Genomic DNA, 14643 nt, shown 5'->3' on the forward strand with positions numbered 1-14643 from the left:
TTCGAGCGCGGCATCCGATCGCGCGCAAGGTTGTCGCCAGCGCTGGCCGATACGCTGCAGGTCGCGCGAAGTGGCGCCGTCTGTTCGACCGTGAGTCCGTCCTGATCGCGGGTTGACGCATGGCATCACTCGACCAGATTGCAGCGCAACTCGCTGCGGCGGGCCATCCCAAGCTTCCGGACGGTCATCCGCGCGTATCTGATAACGGCAAACCGCACCGGTATGGACCGGGCAAGAAATTCTGGTACTCGATTCATCAGGTCGTGCGCGGCGGTCAGGTGCTCGGCTATATCGGCGCTTTTGGGCGTTGGATGGGTGATGACAACGGCGCGCAGTCATTTGAATGGCAGGGCGAAGCAGCAGCGCCGGAGGATCTCGCCCTCACGCGTGCTCGTCAGGCAGAGATCGAGCGGGAAGAAGAGCGCAAGCGTGTGCAGACGGCCAAACTGGCCGGGAATCGCGCGCGTTCGCAGTGGCAAAACGCTTTCGTCGACGGCGAGTCCGTGTATCTGCAGCGCAAGCAGATCACGCCGGAAGGCGTGCGCTTCGATGTCGACGGCACGCTGTTCGTTCCGATGTACCTGTATGACCGCGACGATCCGCGAATGGTCGGCCTGCAGAAGGTCACGCCCGATGGCGCAAAGCGCTTCAACAAGGGCATGGAAAAGAAGGGCGCGGAGTTTCGCATCGGCGAGCTGTGTCTCGATGACCGGATCGTCATGGTTGCCGAAGGATATGCGACAGGCAGATCAATCCGCATGGCGACAGACGGGAAGATTCCGCTGTCCGTGTGTTTTGACGCAGGTGGCATTCTGCCGGCAGCTCGTGCCTTGCGTGCGGCCTATCCCGATGTTCACCTGCTGATTTGCGCCGACGACGACTGGAAGATAGAGCAGCGCTTGCGTGAGCATCTGGCCGACGACTACGGCTACGAAGGCGAGCTGGTGATCGGCGCCGACGCGATCCAGATCGAGTCGAAAAACACGGTGTACTGGCTGCACGCGCAATACAAGCAGATCAACGGTGGTGTCGAGTACATCGAGCTCGCGGTCTGGAACGACGTCATGCCGAAGCGCACCTGGCGTTTCGAAAACACCGGCCGCAAGCGTGCAGAAGAGGCGGTAGCGGAAGTCGGCAATGCCAGCATCGTGTATCCGCGCTTCGCTGATCGCGGCGAGCGCAAGCTGACTGACTTCAATGATCTGCACTGCGAGGAAGGGCTGCACATCGTCAAGGCGCAGATCGAGTCAGCGTTGCTGGCTGCGTTGGCGCCGGCCGCCGACGAGATCCCACCATTTCCGCACCTGCGCGCCGTCGCGCGCGTCGCAGATCCGCTCTATGGCGAGGCGGTGGCGCTCGTCCGTCAGGGCAAGCGCGCGACCGTTTCCGGCGTGCAGCGCGGCCTGCGCATTGGCTATAACCGTGCGGCAGCGCTGGTTGAGGAAATGGAGAAGGCGGGCGTTATCTCCGCTCCGGCCGCGAACGATGTACGCACTGTGATCGATCCGCATTTGCCCGGCCGCACGACGTCTGCTGACGCGGACAGTTCGCACGTCGAGGCTGAGAACGGCGCTTTCACATGGCGTCAGCGGTTGCGTCGGGCCGAGAAATCGTCCGCAATCCTGCCTTCGCTCGACAACATATTCACGATCCTGTCGAACGACGAAAAGTGGCAAGGCGTGTTCGGCTTCGAGCAGTTTTCGTTGCGCGTCATGAAGCTCAAACCGCCGCCGTTCGAAGGTGGCGAGGTTGGTGAGTGGACGGATCGCGACGATGCGCGCTGCGTGTTGTGGCTTGGTCAGACGTATTCGTTCAGTCCGCGCAGTGACGTGGTGATGGACGCGGTGTTTCTCGTCGCCGATCGCAACCGCTATCACGAAGTGCGCGACTACCTCGCCGGCCTGCAATGGGACGGCGTGCCTCGGTTGCGCTCGTGGCTCACGCGCTACCTACTCGTTCCTGATAGTGAATACGTCCAGCTGGCCGGATTCAAGTGGTTGCTCGGTGCTGTCGGTCGCGTGATGCGTCCCGGTTGCAAGATGGACAACGTATTGATTCTGGAAGGCGTGCAGGACGCAGGTAAATCCGCAGCGTTCCGGACGCTGTTCGGTCAGCAGTGGTTCACGGACGCGAACATCGTCATCGGCGATAAGGACGCATTCGCCGTCATGGCCGGCAAGTGGGTGATTGAGCTTGCTGAGCTGGACGCGCTCAGCAAGAGCGATTCGTCGAACGCAAAGCGGTTCTTCACAACGGCAGTGGACACGTATCGGCCACCGTACGCGAAGCGGGCGATTGACGTGCCGCGTCAGAGCGTCTTTTGCGGCACTGTCAACTTTGACACGTACCTGAAGGACGAATCGGGCAACCGGCGTTACTGGCCTGTGAAAGCCGGTGCGCCGCTCGATCTGAAGGGCCTTGCCGCTGACCGCGATCAGATCTGGGCGGAAGCCTATAAGACGTACTGCGAATGGGACGCTGCCAACACAGAGGCCGGTGGCACGCTGCCCACGCCCTGGCAGGTTCTTCCGGCTGAAAAGCCGCTGTTCGCCGCCGAGCAGGAAGCGCGTTACGAAGGCGACATCTACGAGACGATGATCGCGCGCCATATCGCCATGCTCGGCGAGGTGACGATGGAAGACATCCTCGGCGACTGCCTGAAGCTGGAAATCGCGAAGTGGTCACCGGCAGAGCAGCGCCGTATTGGTAAGGCCATGAAGTCGCTTGGTTGGGTGCGCAAGCGCAAGTCGACGGGCAACCGGGAGTGGTACTACACGCCGCCGGATCCGGTCGATGCGCCCGCGCCAGCAATTCCTTCGACCATCAAGCAAGCGGAGCACGACGATGACGCACCGCTCTGATGCCAACTTTGTCGCGCCGGGTTGCTCGCGCGCCGCAGGCTTTGGCGCGCGCGGCAGCGTATATCGGCGCGCTGTGCGTTGCATTTCGGCGCGCTGCGATCCGTCCCGTGTCCCGACGTCCCAAGCGCATCGCCTCGCAGGTGTGCGCGTCATGCGTGCGACGTGCGCGACGTGCAGGCGAGGGTGCGCACGTCGCGGGCGCCCGCGCGCATTCGCGACCTTTTTTCCTTGGGACATTGGGACAATGGGACGGAATAGGAGTGAACAATGATCGATCTCAAAGAGCAAGCCGGTATCGCGATGAACGTTCGCAGTCAGCTTGGTGAGTCGATTGGTGATCCAAAAGTAACTTTGGGCGCATTGGCGTTCGCCAACGATCTGGGGCGAGCCCTGGTGCGAATGAAATGCGGGCAGGACGTTCGTCCGGACGCAGTTCGGCGTGCGACGCTACTGCTCGCCCAAATGATTCGACGGGGCGGAAAATTCAATCGCGGGAAGTTCACCGGTATTGATGTTGAGTCGAAGCGTGAACGCCGCGCTGGTCACGACGTCGCGAGATCAAAGGTCGATATCGTCGAACGCTTCGCGCTGCGGCTCATTATTGAATGGGTCAACGATCAATGCGCGCGATGCGCGGGGCGCGGAGTAATCGGCCGAACGCCAAAGCCGCAACCAGTATCGAACGTCTGTCCGGACTGCAAGGGAGCGCGAGTCGTGTGCGTCTCAGAAGAGCGGATTCCGTTCGCGGCCCGACGCAGTGGGCGCGGACCGATGGTCTACCGCGAGTTCGAGCCGTGTGCGAAATGCCTGGGACGCGGGACCGTGCTGACGGAGCCGAAGAAAAGCGACAGCCGCCAGATCTGTCCGTGTTGTAGCGGCGACGGTCGCAGGCCAGTTGATGAATCGGCGCGCGCGCACGCGCTCGGCGTCTCGCTTCCAATCTATCGGCGCTACTGGGCCAAGCGTTTCGCCGCGACGTTAGCAGTACTCGACAAGGTAGACGGGAGCGTTGTTGATACGATGCGTCGGCAACTGCAACCATGAAATTCTTGCAAACCAAGATCCGATCGAATATATTTCGGCCATCCTTTACCGAGTCACTGGATATCCGCTGGCACCGCGCGTTAGTCGTGCAAACCTTTCGGCGACAAAAGAATAACTATCGGATCCCGTCAGGTCGTGTGGAGGCGTGCGCCTTCACGAAACATAGAACCCGCAATAGCCCTGAGTGCGAAAGCCTTGGGGCTTTTTGCATTGGACGTCGAGATCATGAGCCTCAAAGCCGTCATTCAGAAGATTGCCTCGTGGTTCAGGAGCGAGGCGAAGGTGGGCATCGAAGTGGTGTCCGACATCATCGAAAAGGAGAGTCAAATGGATGCATCGCAATCCGCTGTTCCGGTAGCCGCATCGGCGAACAACGTCAACACCGCTGTGCAGATCGCACTTGCCCTGAAGGCAATCGACGCATCGCTGTCGGTCGACGCGATTCAGGCCGGCACTAATGCCGCGCTGGCCGCGCTCTATCCGGTCGCCTGAGCATAACGTCTTGCGCGGCCATCGTCCGCGCGTTGATTGAAGTTGATTGAAGCCCTGAGCGCGAAAGCCCACGGGGCTTTGTCTTTTCGGGAGCATCTATGCATGCGGTCCAACGCCTTGTCTTGTGCGCCTTCGCACTGCGGTCTTCCGTTGTTGATGGCGACACAGGCGGTTCAACAGAGTCGTCGTCATTGGATGGCAACGCAGGCAACGCGCCCGCCAACGAATCAGCATCGCCGGCTGCGGCCGACGAGCATCCGTCGCATCAGTATCTCGATGAGATCGAGGCGGAAGTCGGTGCGTGGTTCATTCACAGCACGACAGCGCAGCGTATCCGCGAGTTCGTCGCCAAGGCCCGTTCGCATCTGCCCGGTCGCAATGCCGGGTAAAGCGCCGACACCGTGCCGCCATTTCGGCTGCCGAAGGGTGGTGACCGAACCGGGCTTCTGTTCCGAGCATGCATATGAGCGCATTGGCTGGGTCAGTGACAGGCGACGCGGCAGTCGCCACGCACGCGGCTACGGTTCGGATTGGGACAGAAAGCGCATATTGGTACTGAAGCGGGACGGTGGTCTGTGCCAGCCTTGCCTGCGCGCACGTCGTGTGACACGTGCAACGCAGGTCGATCACATCAGGTCGAAGGCCGAAGGCGGCACGGATGACGAATCCAACCTGCAATCCATCTGCGTTCCTTGCCACAAGGCGAAGACGGCACGTGAGAGCGCACGCGCCCGTACGCGTGTGTGATAGCGCCTTAGCGGCCCTGCGAAAGTGACTTTGCGGGGCCATGTGCCGAACTGAAGCGAGGCCGGCTGTGGCCGTTCCCGAACGCTGCAATGCCGCGTCCCGACGCCAGTCCGAGCCTGCGCGGTGGCCTTGGCCGGGGGTGGCCAAAAGTCTGGCCGATCGCCGGATGGGACCGCGTGTTTAGTCAATTTTTTCCGCGCGCAAGTTATCGAGGGGGGGGTGTCCAAGCGCCTCCTGACATATATGGGTCAACGTGGTCCACAACCGGCGCCGGCGGCGCTCAAACTCATTCGCGGTAATCCCGGCAAGCGCCCGATCAACCTGTCGGACGGCGTCAATCCCGAGGTTGCCGTCCCGGACGCGCCGCGTCATCTGAACAAAGAAGCGCGCAAGGAATGGAAGCGCGTGTCTGCCGAGCTCGAGCAGCTTGGCCTGATCAGCCGGCTCGATCGCGCTGCGCTTGCGCTGTACTGTCAGGCTTGGGGGCGTCTCGTCGAGCTGGAGACGGCATTCCAGAAGCGGCAGGAACTGCTCGCGTCAGAGGGCAAGACATCGAGCGAAGCCTTCGTCGACATCGCGCCTTCCGGCTATCGCCAGCAGGCAGTCGAAGTTAGCCTGATCAACTCGCTGCAGGATCAGGTGCACAAGTTCCTGCAGAACTTCGGACTGTCGCCAGCGAGCCGCTCGCGCGTAACCGCGTCGACAAACCAGCTGGCGCTGCCCGGACTGGAACCGGCGAGCACCGGCTGGGGGCGGTTCACGAAATGAGCGCGCAGCGCGACGAACCGGATTATGTGGGCATCGCGAACGGCTACATCGACGACGTGCTCTCCGGCCGGATCGTTGCTTGCAAATGGGTGAAGCTGGCGTGCCAGCGGCAGCACGACGATCTTGCTCGTGCCGAAGCGGGCACTGCGGACTTTCCGTATCGCTTCGATGTCGAAGCGGCGAGCCGCATCTGCGACTTTGTCGAACTGCTGCCCCACATCAAGGGCAAGTGGGCGCGCACGCGGCAACGTATCGTGCTCGAACCGTGGCAGATCTTCGTGCTGTCGACGGTGTTCGGCTGGCTGCATGTCGACACCGGGCTGCGTCGCTATCGCCGGGCATATGAGGAAGTGGCCCGCAAGAACGCGAAGTCGACGAAGAGCTGTGGCGTTGCGCTGTACCTGTTTGCCGCTGACGGCGAGCCGGGTGCGGAGGTCTATAGCGCAGCGACGACGCGCGACCAGGCGAAGATCGTCTTCGATGACGCAAAGGCGATGGCGTTACGCGAGCCGGAGATGTGCCGGACGCTCGGCATCGAGGTGCTGCAGCATCAGATGCTGGTGCCGGACGATGCGAGCAAGTTCACGCCGCTGTCCGCCGAAGGCAGTACGCTTGACGGTCTTAACGTCCATGGTGGCGTGATCGACGAGCTACACGCGCACAAGACGCGCGCCGTGTTCGATGTGATCGACTCGGCGACCGGCGCTCGTGACCAGTCACTGCTGTGGATGATCACGACGGCCGGCTCGGACCGCACAGGCATCTGCTACGAGCAGCGCACGCACGTGACCAAGATCCTCGAACGCATCGTCGAGGACGAGTCGTTTTTCGGGATCATCTTCACGATCGATGACGGCGACGACTGGGCGGATCCGGCGTGCTGGGCGAAGGCGAATCCTAACTACGGCGTATCGGTGCTCGCGGACGACATGGAGTCAGCGTGCCGCAAGGCTCTGTCGATGCCCAGCGCGGTCGGTAATTTCCTGACGAAGCGGCTTAACGTCTGGGTCAACGCTGACAGTGCATGGATGGACATGCGGGCGTGGGACGCCTGCGCGAATCCGGACCTGCGGATCGAAGACTTTTACGGGCAGCGCTGCTACGTAGCGCTTGACCTCGCGAGCAAGGTCGACGTTGCGGCGAAGATCCGGCTGTTTCCGCCATCTGGTGACCGGCGAAAGTGGGCGATTTTCGGCACGTATTACCTGCCGGAGCGTGCGGTCGAGAACGCGCATAACAGCCAGTACGACGGCTGGCGCCGAAGGGGCTTGCTGACCGTGACGGATGGTGAGGTAACCGACTTCGATCTGATCGAGGACGGTGTGCGGGAGGATTGCGCACTGTTCGACGTCGTCGAGGTACCGTTCGATCCGTTCCAGGCGACGCAACTGTCGAGCCATCTGCTCGCGGACAACGTGCCGATGGTCGAGATGCGACCCACCGTGCTGAATTTCAGCGAGCCAATGAAGCAGCTCGAAGCGCTTGTGCTGAAGGGCGAGATCGAGCACGACGGCGATCCTGTGCTCGCCTGGATGGCCAGCAATGTCGTGTGCCATCGCGACCAGAAAGACAACATCTATCCGCGTAAAGAGCGGCCGGAAAACAAGATCGACGGCGTCGTCGCGGGCATCATGGCCCTCGGTCGGGCAATCCTGCCCGGCGAGAGCGACGAGCATTCGGAAGTATTCGTGGAGCTCTAATGTTCAATCCATTCAGGTGGCGATCCGAGACGTCGGTGCCCACGCGGGCCGAACCTGCGTTGCCGGTCGCGGCGGCGCCGGACGTGCGCAACGATACCGGCGCCGTGACGATGGTCAATTACGAGGAGTTGTCGGATCTGCTCGGCACAGGAACGGGACTTGCCACCGTCAGTCCGGATCAGGCGATGCGCACGTCGGCGGTGTATGCCTGCGTGCGCCTGTTAGGCGGTGCCGTTGCGTCAATGCGCATGGAAATCTACCGGCGCAACGGTATGGCTCGCGCGCTCGCGGACGATCATCCTCTGTGGTGGAAGTTCAACGAAGAACCCTGCGCGATGATGTCGGCGCCGATGATGTGGGAATACTTCGTTACGTCGCAGTGCTTCTATGGTGATGCGTTCGCACTTCTGATTCGTGACGCGCGGAATCCGGCGATCATCGACGACATCATTCCGCTCGATCCACGCTCGGTCTGGGTCTGGCTGAAGAACGGCCGTTACTACTACGTGGTGTCGATCCCGGTGACGTACGGCGACGAGATGATTCCGGTCGCGTTCGATCAGGACGACATCCTGCACTTCACCGGCCCTGGCTTCAATCCGCGCACCGGCCGTTCGATGTCAGTGCTGAAGTATGCGGCGAGCCGTGCGGTGCCGATTGCGCAGCACGCCGAGAACCTGGCGGACAAGGCCTTTACCAGGGGCAACATGTCCGACATCGTCCTGAAATTCCCAAAGCAACTTTCGAAGGAACAGCGGGAGGATCTGCGCAACTACTGGGTCAAGAAGCACAGTGGATTCGATAACGTCGGCACACCGGCCATTCTAAGCGAGGGCGGCGAGGTCGAGCAGTTGCAAATGACAGCCGTCGACGCGCAGCTGCTCGAATCGCGTTCGTTTCAGGTCATCGACATTGCGCGCGCGTTCGGTGTGCCGCCGTTCATGATCGGGGAGACCTCGAAGACGACGAGCTGGGGCTCGGGCGTCTCCGAAATGGGCCGCGGCTTCGTGCTCTATTCGGTGCGGCCGTATCTGAACCGGTACGAAGCGGAGATCAATCGCAAGACGTTCCGTACCGCACGGTATTACGGCGAATTCGACGTGACGCGTCTCACGCGTGGCGATCCGGTGGCGGAGGCGGCGTACTACCGGCAGGCGATCGGCGGCTCGCAGGGGCCGGGCTGGATGTCGATCGACGAAGTGCGATCGCGGTTCAATCTGCCGCCGAATGGAGGCGCGTGCGCACAGGTCTATTTCCCGGCTGGGCCTGCGTCAGGCGGTACGAATACTGCCGATGGCAACCAGGGGCCGGGCGGCGGTGAACCGGCGCCGAACCCGGAAAAATCTGATCCTGAGGGGATACCTGAATGAAAAACAAGATTTTCTCGCTATTCAATACGAAAAAGCCGGAGTTCCGGGTCAGTAACGCAGCGGAAGGCACCGACATCTACCTGTACGACACGATCGGGGGGTGGTACGGCATCGCCGTGCAGGACGTGATCAAGGAACTGAAGGACGCGAAGGGCGCAGTGAACCTGCGCATCAACTCGCCCGGCGGCGACGCGTTCGACGGTCGTGCGCTGGCGACAGCCATCCAGCAGCACGGCAACGTGACCGCGCACATCGACGGACTCGCCGCAAGCGCTGCGACATACGTCGCCCTCGCTGCGAAGTCGGTCACCATCGCTGATGGTGCCTTCATGATGGTGCACAACGCGTGGACCGTGGCGGTCGGCAACGCCGCCGAGCTGGGCGACACGATCGCGATGCTGCAGAAGATCGACGCGAGCATCGCGAACGACTATGCCGCGAAGACCGGCAAGACGTTCGACGAGGTCAAGGCGTGGATGGATGCTGAAACGTGGTTCACCGCGCAGGAAGCGAAAGACGCGGGGCTGGTCGACAACATCGTCGCCGGCAAATCGGCAGATAACCGCTGGGATCTCGGCGCCTACAGGAACGCGCCTCGCGCGCTTACTGAGTCCGAACTCGACTATGCGGCGGCCGATCGCGCCCGCCGAGCACGTATGTTGGAACGCATTGCGTAGGAGTCGCTCCCGCGCATGACCGGCCGCCGCGAGGCGGCTTTTTTTATGCCCGCGCGTGCGGGCACCTCACTTCGGAGCATTCAATGCCTGTATCCATTCAAGCACTGCGGGAGCGCCGCGTCTCGATGTCGAAAGAGCTGCGCAACCTTGTCGACAACCACACCGGCGCGGCCTGGGGCGCTGAGCAGCAGAACAGGTACGACGAGCTCGTGCGCGAGATCGAAAACACCGATGCCGAGATCGCGCGTAACCAGCGTGTGCTCGACGAAGCCGCACACGAATTCGGCCGCGTTCAGGACCGTGCCGCCAACGAAGGTTTGTCGACCGACGAGGCCCACGCCAACGTCACGATGGAAAAGTCGATCTTCAACACGTGGCTGCGCCAGGGCAAGGAAGCGTTGAACGAAAATCAGCGCCAGTATGTCGCGCAGCGCGCGGCAAGCGTGCGCAACGACATGAGCACCGACGTCGCGTCGGGCGGCTACCTCGTGCCGACCGACTTCGCCACGCAACTGATCGAGGCCATGAAGGCGTTCGGCGGTATGCGGGCCATTGCGACCGTCATCGGCACGGGCAACGGCCAGCAGATCCAGTGGCCGACTGTCGATGCGACGGCACAGGAAGGTGAAATCGTCAACCAGAACACGCTGGTCACCGGGCAGGACTTCGCGTTTGGCATGAAGGAAATCAACGCGTACAAGTTCAGCTCGAAGTCGGTCGCCGTGCCGATCGAATTGCTGCAGGACAGCCGCATCGATCTGGAGGGCTACATCCACACCGCGCTCGCCACGCGCATCGCACGCGTCACCGAACGCAAATACGTCCTCGGCACGGGTAACGGCGAGCCGCAGGGCGCGCTTGTTGCGGCACCGGTCGGCGCGACCGCAGCAAGTGCGACCGCCGTTGGGTATGACGATCTGATCGAACTGGAGCACTCGATCGACCCGGCCTACCGCAGTTCGCAGAAGGTCCGCTGGCAGTTCCACGACCAGACGCTCAAGGCCCTGAAGAAGCTCAAGGATGGCTACGGTCGTCCGCTGTGGCTTCCGGGCGTCGCGGTCAAGGAACCCGACACCATCCTCGGCTATCAGTACACGATCAACCAGTACATGCCGACCATCGCGGCAAATGCGAAGACGGTGCTGTTCGGTGACTTCACGAACTACCTGATCCGCGATGTGATGCAGGTGATGCTGTTCCGCATGACCGATTCGAACTTCACGATGAAGGGGCAGGTCGGCTTCCTCGCGTTCTACCGTGGCGACGCCGGCAGCATCGACGTCGGCGGTGCATGGAAGGCGCTGGAGCAGGCAGCGGCGTAACCGGCGCGGTTCGGGGGCGGCTACGGCCGCCCAAAGTCACTTTGTAGCGGGGGCATGATGGTTCGAGTCATTACACCGCCGGCGCAGATGCCCGTATCGCTCGATACCGTGAAACAGCATTTGCGCGTCGATGGGACCGACGAAGACGATCTGATCACGGGTTACCTCAAGGCCGCGATCACGCGTGCGGAGAACATCACGGGTCGGGCGCTGATGACGCAGACGCTCGAAGAGCGCTTTGTCCGCTGCGCGGGCGAGGTCGAACTGACACGATGGCCGGTTCAGTCGATCGAGTCCGTTACGCTGGGCGGCGTCGACGTGACCGGCTACACCTCTGAGCTTGGGGATAACGCAACGATATGCGGTCTGCCCAAGGGCACCGTCGTCGTGACGTACAAAGCAGGTTATGGCGACGACGGCGACGCTGTACCGGAGCCGATCGTGCAATGGATTCTTGCGACGGTCGGTACGTTCTACGAAAACCGCGAGACGGAGATCGCAGACACCCGCGCGGCGACTGTAAGTCTGCCGTATCTCGATTGTTTGCTCGATGCCTACCGGATCTGGTCTGCGTGAGGATTGCCCATGCGTGCAGGAAAACTTGATAAGCGCATCACGATCCAGCAGCGGATCGACGGGAAAAACAGCACGGGCGGCATGGTCTCGAACTGGGTCACGTTCGCGGAGCGCTGGGCCAGTGTCAACAACCTGTCCGGGACCGAACGGTTCGCGACCACTCACGAGGGCGGCGAGACTGCCGACGCTCGCACGGTGGTCACGATGCGCTATTTGCCCGGGGTCATAGAAACCATGCGCGTGCAGTACGGCGGGAAGGTGTTCAACATCCGCTTTGTGAATGATGTGCTCGAGCAGCATGAGACGTTGATACTGACGTGTGACACTGGCGCGAGCGAGGGGTTGTGATGGCAAACAGCAACGTTATTTCCGGCCTGCAGGGCTTCAACTCGTCGATTGCGACTCTGAAAGACGACATGCAGAGGAAAGTGGCTTTTTCGGCGGCGCTCATCGGCGCGAACGTGATCAAGCGTGAAGCGACGTCCATCGCGCTTACTCTCGGCCTGCAGCAGACGGGTGCGTTGATTAACAACATCGCGGTCAAGCGCGAGGCCAACCCGCCATTGGGGACTGCGCAATACAACCTCGGTGTGCGGCACGGTCGCGAGCTCGGCAGCAAGGCGAAGGTCGTCTATTCCGTACGCACGGACGGAAGCATAAAAAAGGCCTATGTCGACGACCCGTTCTACTGGTGGTATCTCGAATTCGGCACGAAAGCGCATACGGAGGCCGGCGGCAGCGGACGCAAGCTTTCGTTTGAGGCCGATAGCAGGCCTGTGTTCGCGATGAAGGTCGTCAATCCCGGCATCCAGGCGACGCCGTTTATCGGTCCTGCGTTCGAACGCAAGAGCGACGCCGCGCTGCAGGCGATGGCCGACCGGGTTGAGCAATTCATCCAGAAGGGGGCTGCATGAACGTCAAAACCGAGGTGTACGTGGCACTGAGCACGATCCTGGCGAACACCTGGAACGTCGAGCTTCCGCCGAATCCCACCTGGCCCGCAATCGTCTATTCGGTGCATACCGAAGAAGAGAGCGGCTGGGTGATGGGCGGTGGCTATGACCTTCACAGTGTGCAGATCGCCGTGCTCGGTCGTGATACCGACGCGAATGCGGCCCTGCGCGACCAGATCGTTGCGGCCTTCGAGCAGATGGATGACTTCATCGAGATCGAGGCCGAGGGCGACAGCGCTTACGAGGGGGACGCTGCTGTGTACGCGTACCTGATCATTCCCAAATTGCGAACCAGCCGTTTCTGACCCACCCAAGCCCGCCCTCGTGCGGGCAATTTTATTTGTGAGGCTGTATGTCCAAACTTACACGCAAGACACTTATCCTGTTCGCGATCGAGGCCGTGATCGGAACCGACGTTGTGCCAACCGCAGCGCTGAACGCGGTCCTCGCACGCAATGTGACACCGGATCCGGTGAACTCGGAATTTGCAAGCCGCGATGTCATTACGCCGTACCTTGGCAATAGCGAGCAGCTTCCGGCCGCCACGCACAGCGAACTTGACTTCGAGGTCGAGCTCGCCGGATCCGGTGCGGCCGGCACGGCGCCGAAGTGGGGTCCGCTTCTTCGCGCGTGCGGCTTTGCTGAAACCGTCGTCGAAGCCACAAGCGTGAAGTATCTGCCGATCTCGGACAATCTCCCGACCGCGACGATCTATTACTTTCTCGACGGCCTGTTCCACAAGTTGACGTCCGCGCGCGGTACGGTGGCCATCAGCATGACGGCGAAGAGCGTCCCTGTTTTGCAGTTCAAGTTTACGGGGCTCTATAACGATGTCGTCGACCAGGCGATGCCGGCGAATGTTGACTATTCCGACTTCCAGAAGCCGGTGGTCGTCAACAAGCAGAATACGCCGACATGGTCGTTCCAGGGTGCGAGCACACCGTTGCAGGCGCTGTCAATTGACCTCACGAACACCGTGACCTACAGCAACCTAGTGATGCAGGAATCGGTGGATATCACCGATCGCAAGCCGGCCGGCAGTGCGACGCTGCAGCTCGGCCCGGTTGCCGAAAAAGACTGGTGGGCGGCGGTGCGCGATGCCGTTACTGGCCCGCTGACGATCACGCACGGCACGTTGGCCGGCAACATCATCGAGATCGATGCACCGAAGGTGCAGGCAACCGCACCGAAGTACAGCGATACGGACGGCGTGGCAATGCTGGGGCTAACGCTGACCCTCGTTCCTGACGCAGGTAACGACGAAATCTCGATCACTGTGAAGTAAGTCACGGTAGTACCGCAGTCCGTCCAACTCAAAGCAACTTTGGCCCGCCGCGTGCGGGCCATTCCTTTTAGCATCGGAGAATCAAATGGCTTTCAAGCTCGCGCAGTCCGAAACGTATCAGCAGAAGATCGACGTGCAGATCGTCGGTGAAACCGGCAAGGTCGAAAAGCACGATTTCAAGGCGATTTTCAAACGCTGCACGAATCAGGAGCTCGAGGATCTGCGTCAGAAGACCGGTAAGGAAGTTCTGAAGGAGGTCGTTACCGGCTGGACCGGCGTGACCGATGAGGATGGTATTGCGGTGCCGTTCTCCGAAGAGAATTTTGACGCATTGCTGCAGATTCCCGCCGCCTCGTTTGCGCTGGTGAAGGGATTCTGGGACAGCATTGTCGTGGCCCGCGAAAAAAACTGATTGAGGTGGCGCGTCATTGGGCCGGTGAGCGGCCTGATGAATTCGCTGCCGATGAATCCGTTGTAGCCGCGCTTGCGGCTGCCGGTGCGCCGGTCGAAGCGGTCGATGCAGCCCGCGTGCAGGCTGCGCAGGACGATTGCCATGTGTGGGCCGACAACTGGGAGGTATTTCAGACTTTCGTCGCGCTCTCGGGCCAGTGGCGTTACCTGACTCATCCGATGGGGCCGCCGCAGACACTTGGTCTCGATTATTCCCGCGTCGAGTCAGCCTTGCGGCTGATGGGGTTCGGCCCAAAAAAGCGTATCCGTCTCTTCCGGTTGATCCGGCTGATGGAAGGCGAGGCGCTCGATGTGCACCGCGCGCGGGAAGCCGCGCAGCAAAACGCCTGATACCCGTTTAACGCCTGCCGTGTGCGGGCTTTCTATTTCTCAATCCT

General features: G+C 61.4%; 17 protein-coding genes. All 17 read left to right on the plus strand.

Annotated elements, in window-relative coordinates:
- Positions 1-119: 119 nt before the first annotated feature.
- Positions 120-2861 (plus strand): VapE domain-containing protein, encoded by a 2742-nt coding sequence (locus tag P3T40_RS09775; RefSeq protein ID WP_429267483.1) that lies wholly within the window; start codon positions 120-122, stop codon positions 2859-2861.
- A gap of 267 nt (positions 2862-3128) precedes the next feature.
- Positions 3129-3905, plus strand: coding sequence for a hypothetical protein (locus P3T40_RS09780; RefSeq protein WP_429267484.1), 777 nt, complete (start codon positions 3129-3131; stop codon positions 3903-3905).
- Between the two features lie 225 nt (positions 3906-4130).
- Positions 4131-4397, plus strand: a complete 267-nt coding sequence (locus P3T40_RS09785) for a hypothetical protein (protein ID WP_429267485.1) — start codon at positions 4131-4133, stop codon at positions 4395-4397.
- A gap of 191 nt (positions 4398-4588) precedes the next feature.
- Positions 4589-4786: a hypothetical protein gene (locus P3T40_RS09790; protein WP_429267486.1), complete on the plus strand. Its 198-nt coding sequence runs from the start codon at positions 4589-4591 to the stop codon at positions 4784-4786.
- Positions 4776-5144 carry an HNH endonuclease gene (locus tag P3T40_RS09795; protein WP_429267487.1) on the plus strand — a complete coding sequence of 123 codons (369 nt, stop codon included), beginning with the start codon at positions 4776-4778 and terminating at the stop codon, positions 5142-5144. Before P3T40_RS09790 ends, P3T40_RS09795 begins: the two co-directional genes overlap by 11 nt.
- A gap of 219 nt (positions 5145-5363) precedes the next feature.
- Positions 5364-5912: a phage terminase small subunit P27 family gene (locus tag P3T40_RS09800; protein WP_429267488.1), complete on the plus strand. Its 549-nt coding sequence runs from the start codon at positions 5364-5366 to the stop codon at positions 5910-5912.
- Entirely contained in the window at positions 5909-7612 is a 1704-nt protein-coding gene (locus tag P3T40_RS09805) for a terminase large subunit (protein WP_429267489.1), read from the plus strand. The genes P3T40_RS09800 and P3T40_RS09805 overlap by 4 nt, the downstream gene beginning before the upstream one ends.
- Positions 7612-8982, plus strand: a complete 1371-nt coding sequence (locus P3T40_RS09810) for a phage portal protein (RefSeq protein ID WP_429267490.1) — start codon at positions 7612-7614, stop codon at positions 8980-8982. The genes P3T40_RS09805 and P3T40_RS09810 overlap by 1 nt, the downstream gene beginning before the upstream one ends.
- Positions 8979-9659 (plus strand): head maturation protease, ClpP-related, encoded by a 681-nt coding sequence (locus tag P3T40_RS09815; RefSeq protein ID WP_429267491.1) that lies wholly within the window; start codon positions 8979-8981, stop codon positions 9657-9659. Before P3T40_RS09810 ends, P3T40_RS09815 begins: the two co-directional genes overlap by 4 nt.
- 83 nt (positions 9660-9742) lie before the next feature.
- On the plus strand, positions 9743-10981 hold the full coding sequence (locus P3T40_RS09820) for a phage major capsid protein (RefSeq protein WP_429267492.1): 1239 nt from the start codon (positions 9743-9745) through the stop codon (positions 10979-10981).
- A gap of 57 nt (positions 10982-11038) precedes the next feature.
- Complete coding sequence (locus tag P3T40_RS09825) at positions 11039-11557, plus strand: head-tail connector protein (protein WP_429267493.1); 519 nt, start codon at positions 11039-11041, stop codon at positions 11555-11557.
- 9 nt (positions 11558-11566) lie between these two features.
- The gene (locus P3T40_RS09830) at positions 11567-11905 is read left to right on the plus strand and encodes a phage head closure protein (RefSeq protein ID WP_429267494.1); all 339 of its coding nucleotides are present in this window, start codon (positions 11567-11569) and stop codon (positions 11903-11905) included.
- Complete coding sequence (locus P3T40_RS09835; protein ID WP_429267495.1) at positions 11905-12471, plus strand: hypothetical protein; 567 nt, start codon at positions 11905-11907, stop codon at positions 12469-12471. The genes P3T40_RS09830 and P3T40_RS09835 overlap by 1 nt, the downstream gene beginning before the upstream one ends.
- Entirely contained in the window at positions 12468-12815 is a 348-nt protein-coding gene (locus tag P3T40_RS09840) for a hypothetical protein (RefSeq protein ID WP_429267496.1), read from the plus strand. The genes P3T40_RS09835 and P3T40_RS09840 overlap by 4 nt, the downstream gene beginning before the upstream one ends.
- A gap of 47 nt (positions 12816-12862) precedes the next feature.
- Positions 12863-13795, plus strand: a complete 933-nt coding sequence (locus P3T40_RS09845) for a phage tail tube protein (RefSeq protein WP_429267497.1) — start codon at positions 12863-12865, stop codon at positions 13793-13795.
- 85 nt (positions 13796-13880) lie between these two features.
- Positions 13881-14207: a phage tail assembly chaperone gene (locus tag P3T40_RS09850; RefSeq protein WP_429267498.1), complete on the plus strand. Its 327-nt coding sequence runs from the start codon at positions 13881-13883 to the stop codon at positions 14205-14207.
- Between the two features lie 5 nt (positions 14208-14212).
- Positions 14213-14596: a DUF1799 domain-containing protein gene (locus tag P3T40_RS09855; protein WP_429267499.1), complete on the plus strand. Its 384-nt coding sequence runs from the start codon at positions 14213-14215 to the stop codon at positions 14594-14596.
- Positions 14597-14643: the final 47 nt, after the last annotated feature.

Origin of the sequence: Paraburkholderia sp. EB58 (assembly GCF_050436665.1) — a bacterium.
GTDB lineage: Bacteria > Pseudomonadota > Gammaproteobacteria > Burkholderiales > Burkholderiaceae > Paraburkholderia.

Bases quoted from the DNA above. Each gene is read 5' to 3' on its own strand.
- P3T40_RS09815 (WP_429267491.1), top strand. From the start codon at position 8,979: ATGAAAAACAAGATTTTCTCGCTATTCAATACGAAAAAGCCGGAGTTC.
- P3T40_RS09835 (WP_429267495.1), top strand. From the start codon at position 11,905: ATGGCAAACAGCAACGTTATTTCCGGCCTGCAGGGCTTCAACTCGTCG.
- P3T40_RS09810 (WP_429267490.1), top strand. From the start codon at position 7,612: ATGTTCAATCCATTCAGGTGGCGATCCGAGACGTCGGTGCCCACGCGG.
- P3T40_RS09850 (WP_429267498.1), top strand. From the start codon at position 13,881: ATGGCTTTCAAGCTCGCGCAGTCCGAAACGTATCAGCAGAAGATCGAC.
- P3T40_RS09845 (WP_429267497.1), top strand. From the start codon at position 12,863: ATGTCCAAACTTACACGCAAGACACTTATCCTGTTCGCGATCGAGGCC.
- P3T40_RS09780 (WP_429267484.1), top strand. From the start codon at position 3,129: ATGATCGATCTCAAAGAGCAAGCCGGTATCGCGATGAACGTTCGCAGT.
- P3T40_RS09840 (WP_429267496.1), top strand. From the start codon at position 12,468: ATGAACGTCAAAACCGAGGTGTACGTGGCACTGAGCACGATCCTGGCG.
- P3T40_RS09830 (WP_429267494.1), top strand. From the start codon at position 11,567: ATGCGTGCAGGAAAACTTGATAAGCGCATCACGATCCAGCAGCGGATC.
- P3T40_RS09825 (WP_429267493.1), top strand. From the start codon at position 11,039: ATGGTTCGAGTCATTACACCGCCGGCGCAGATGCCCGTATCGCTCGAT.
- P3T40_RS09775 (WP_429267483.1), top strand. From the start codon at position 120: ATGGCATCACTCGACCAGATTGCAGCGCAACTCGCTGCGGCGGGCCAT.
- P3T40_RS09820 (WP_429267492.1), top strand. From the start codon at position 9,743: ATGCCTGTATCCATTCAAGCACTGCGGGAGCGCCGCGTCTCGATGTCG.
- P3T40_RS09785 (WP_429267485.1), top strand. From the start codon at position 4,131: ATGAGCCTCAAAGCCGTCATTCAGAAGATTGCCTCGTGGTTCAGGAGC.
- P3T40_RS09795 (WP_429267487.1), top strand. From the start codon at position 4,776: ATGCCGGGTAAAGCGCCGACACCGTGCCGCCATTTCGGCTGCCGAAGG.
- P3T40_RS09805 (WP_429267489.1), top strand. From the start codon at position 5,909: ATGAGCGCGCAGCGCGACGAACCGGATTATGTGGGCATCGCGAACGGC.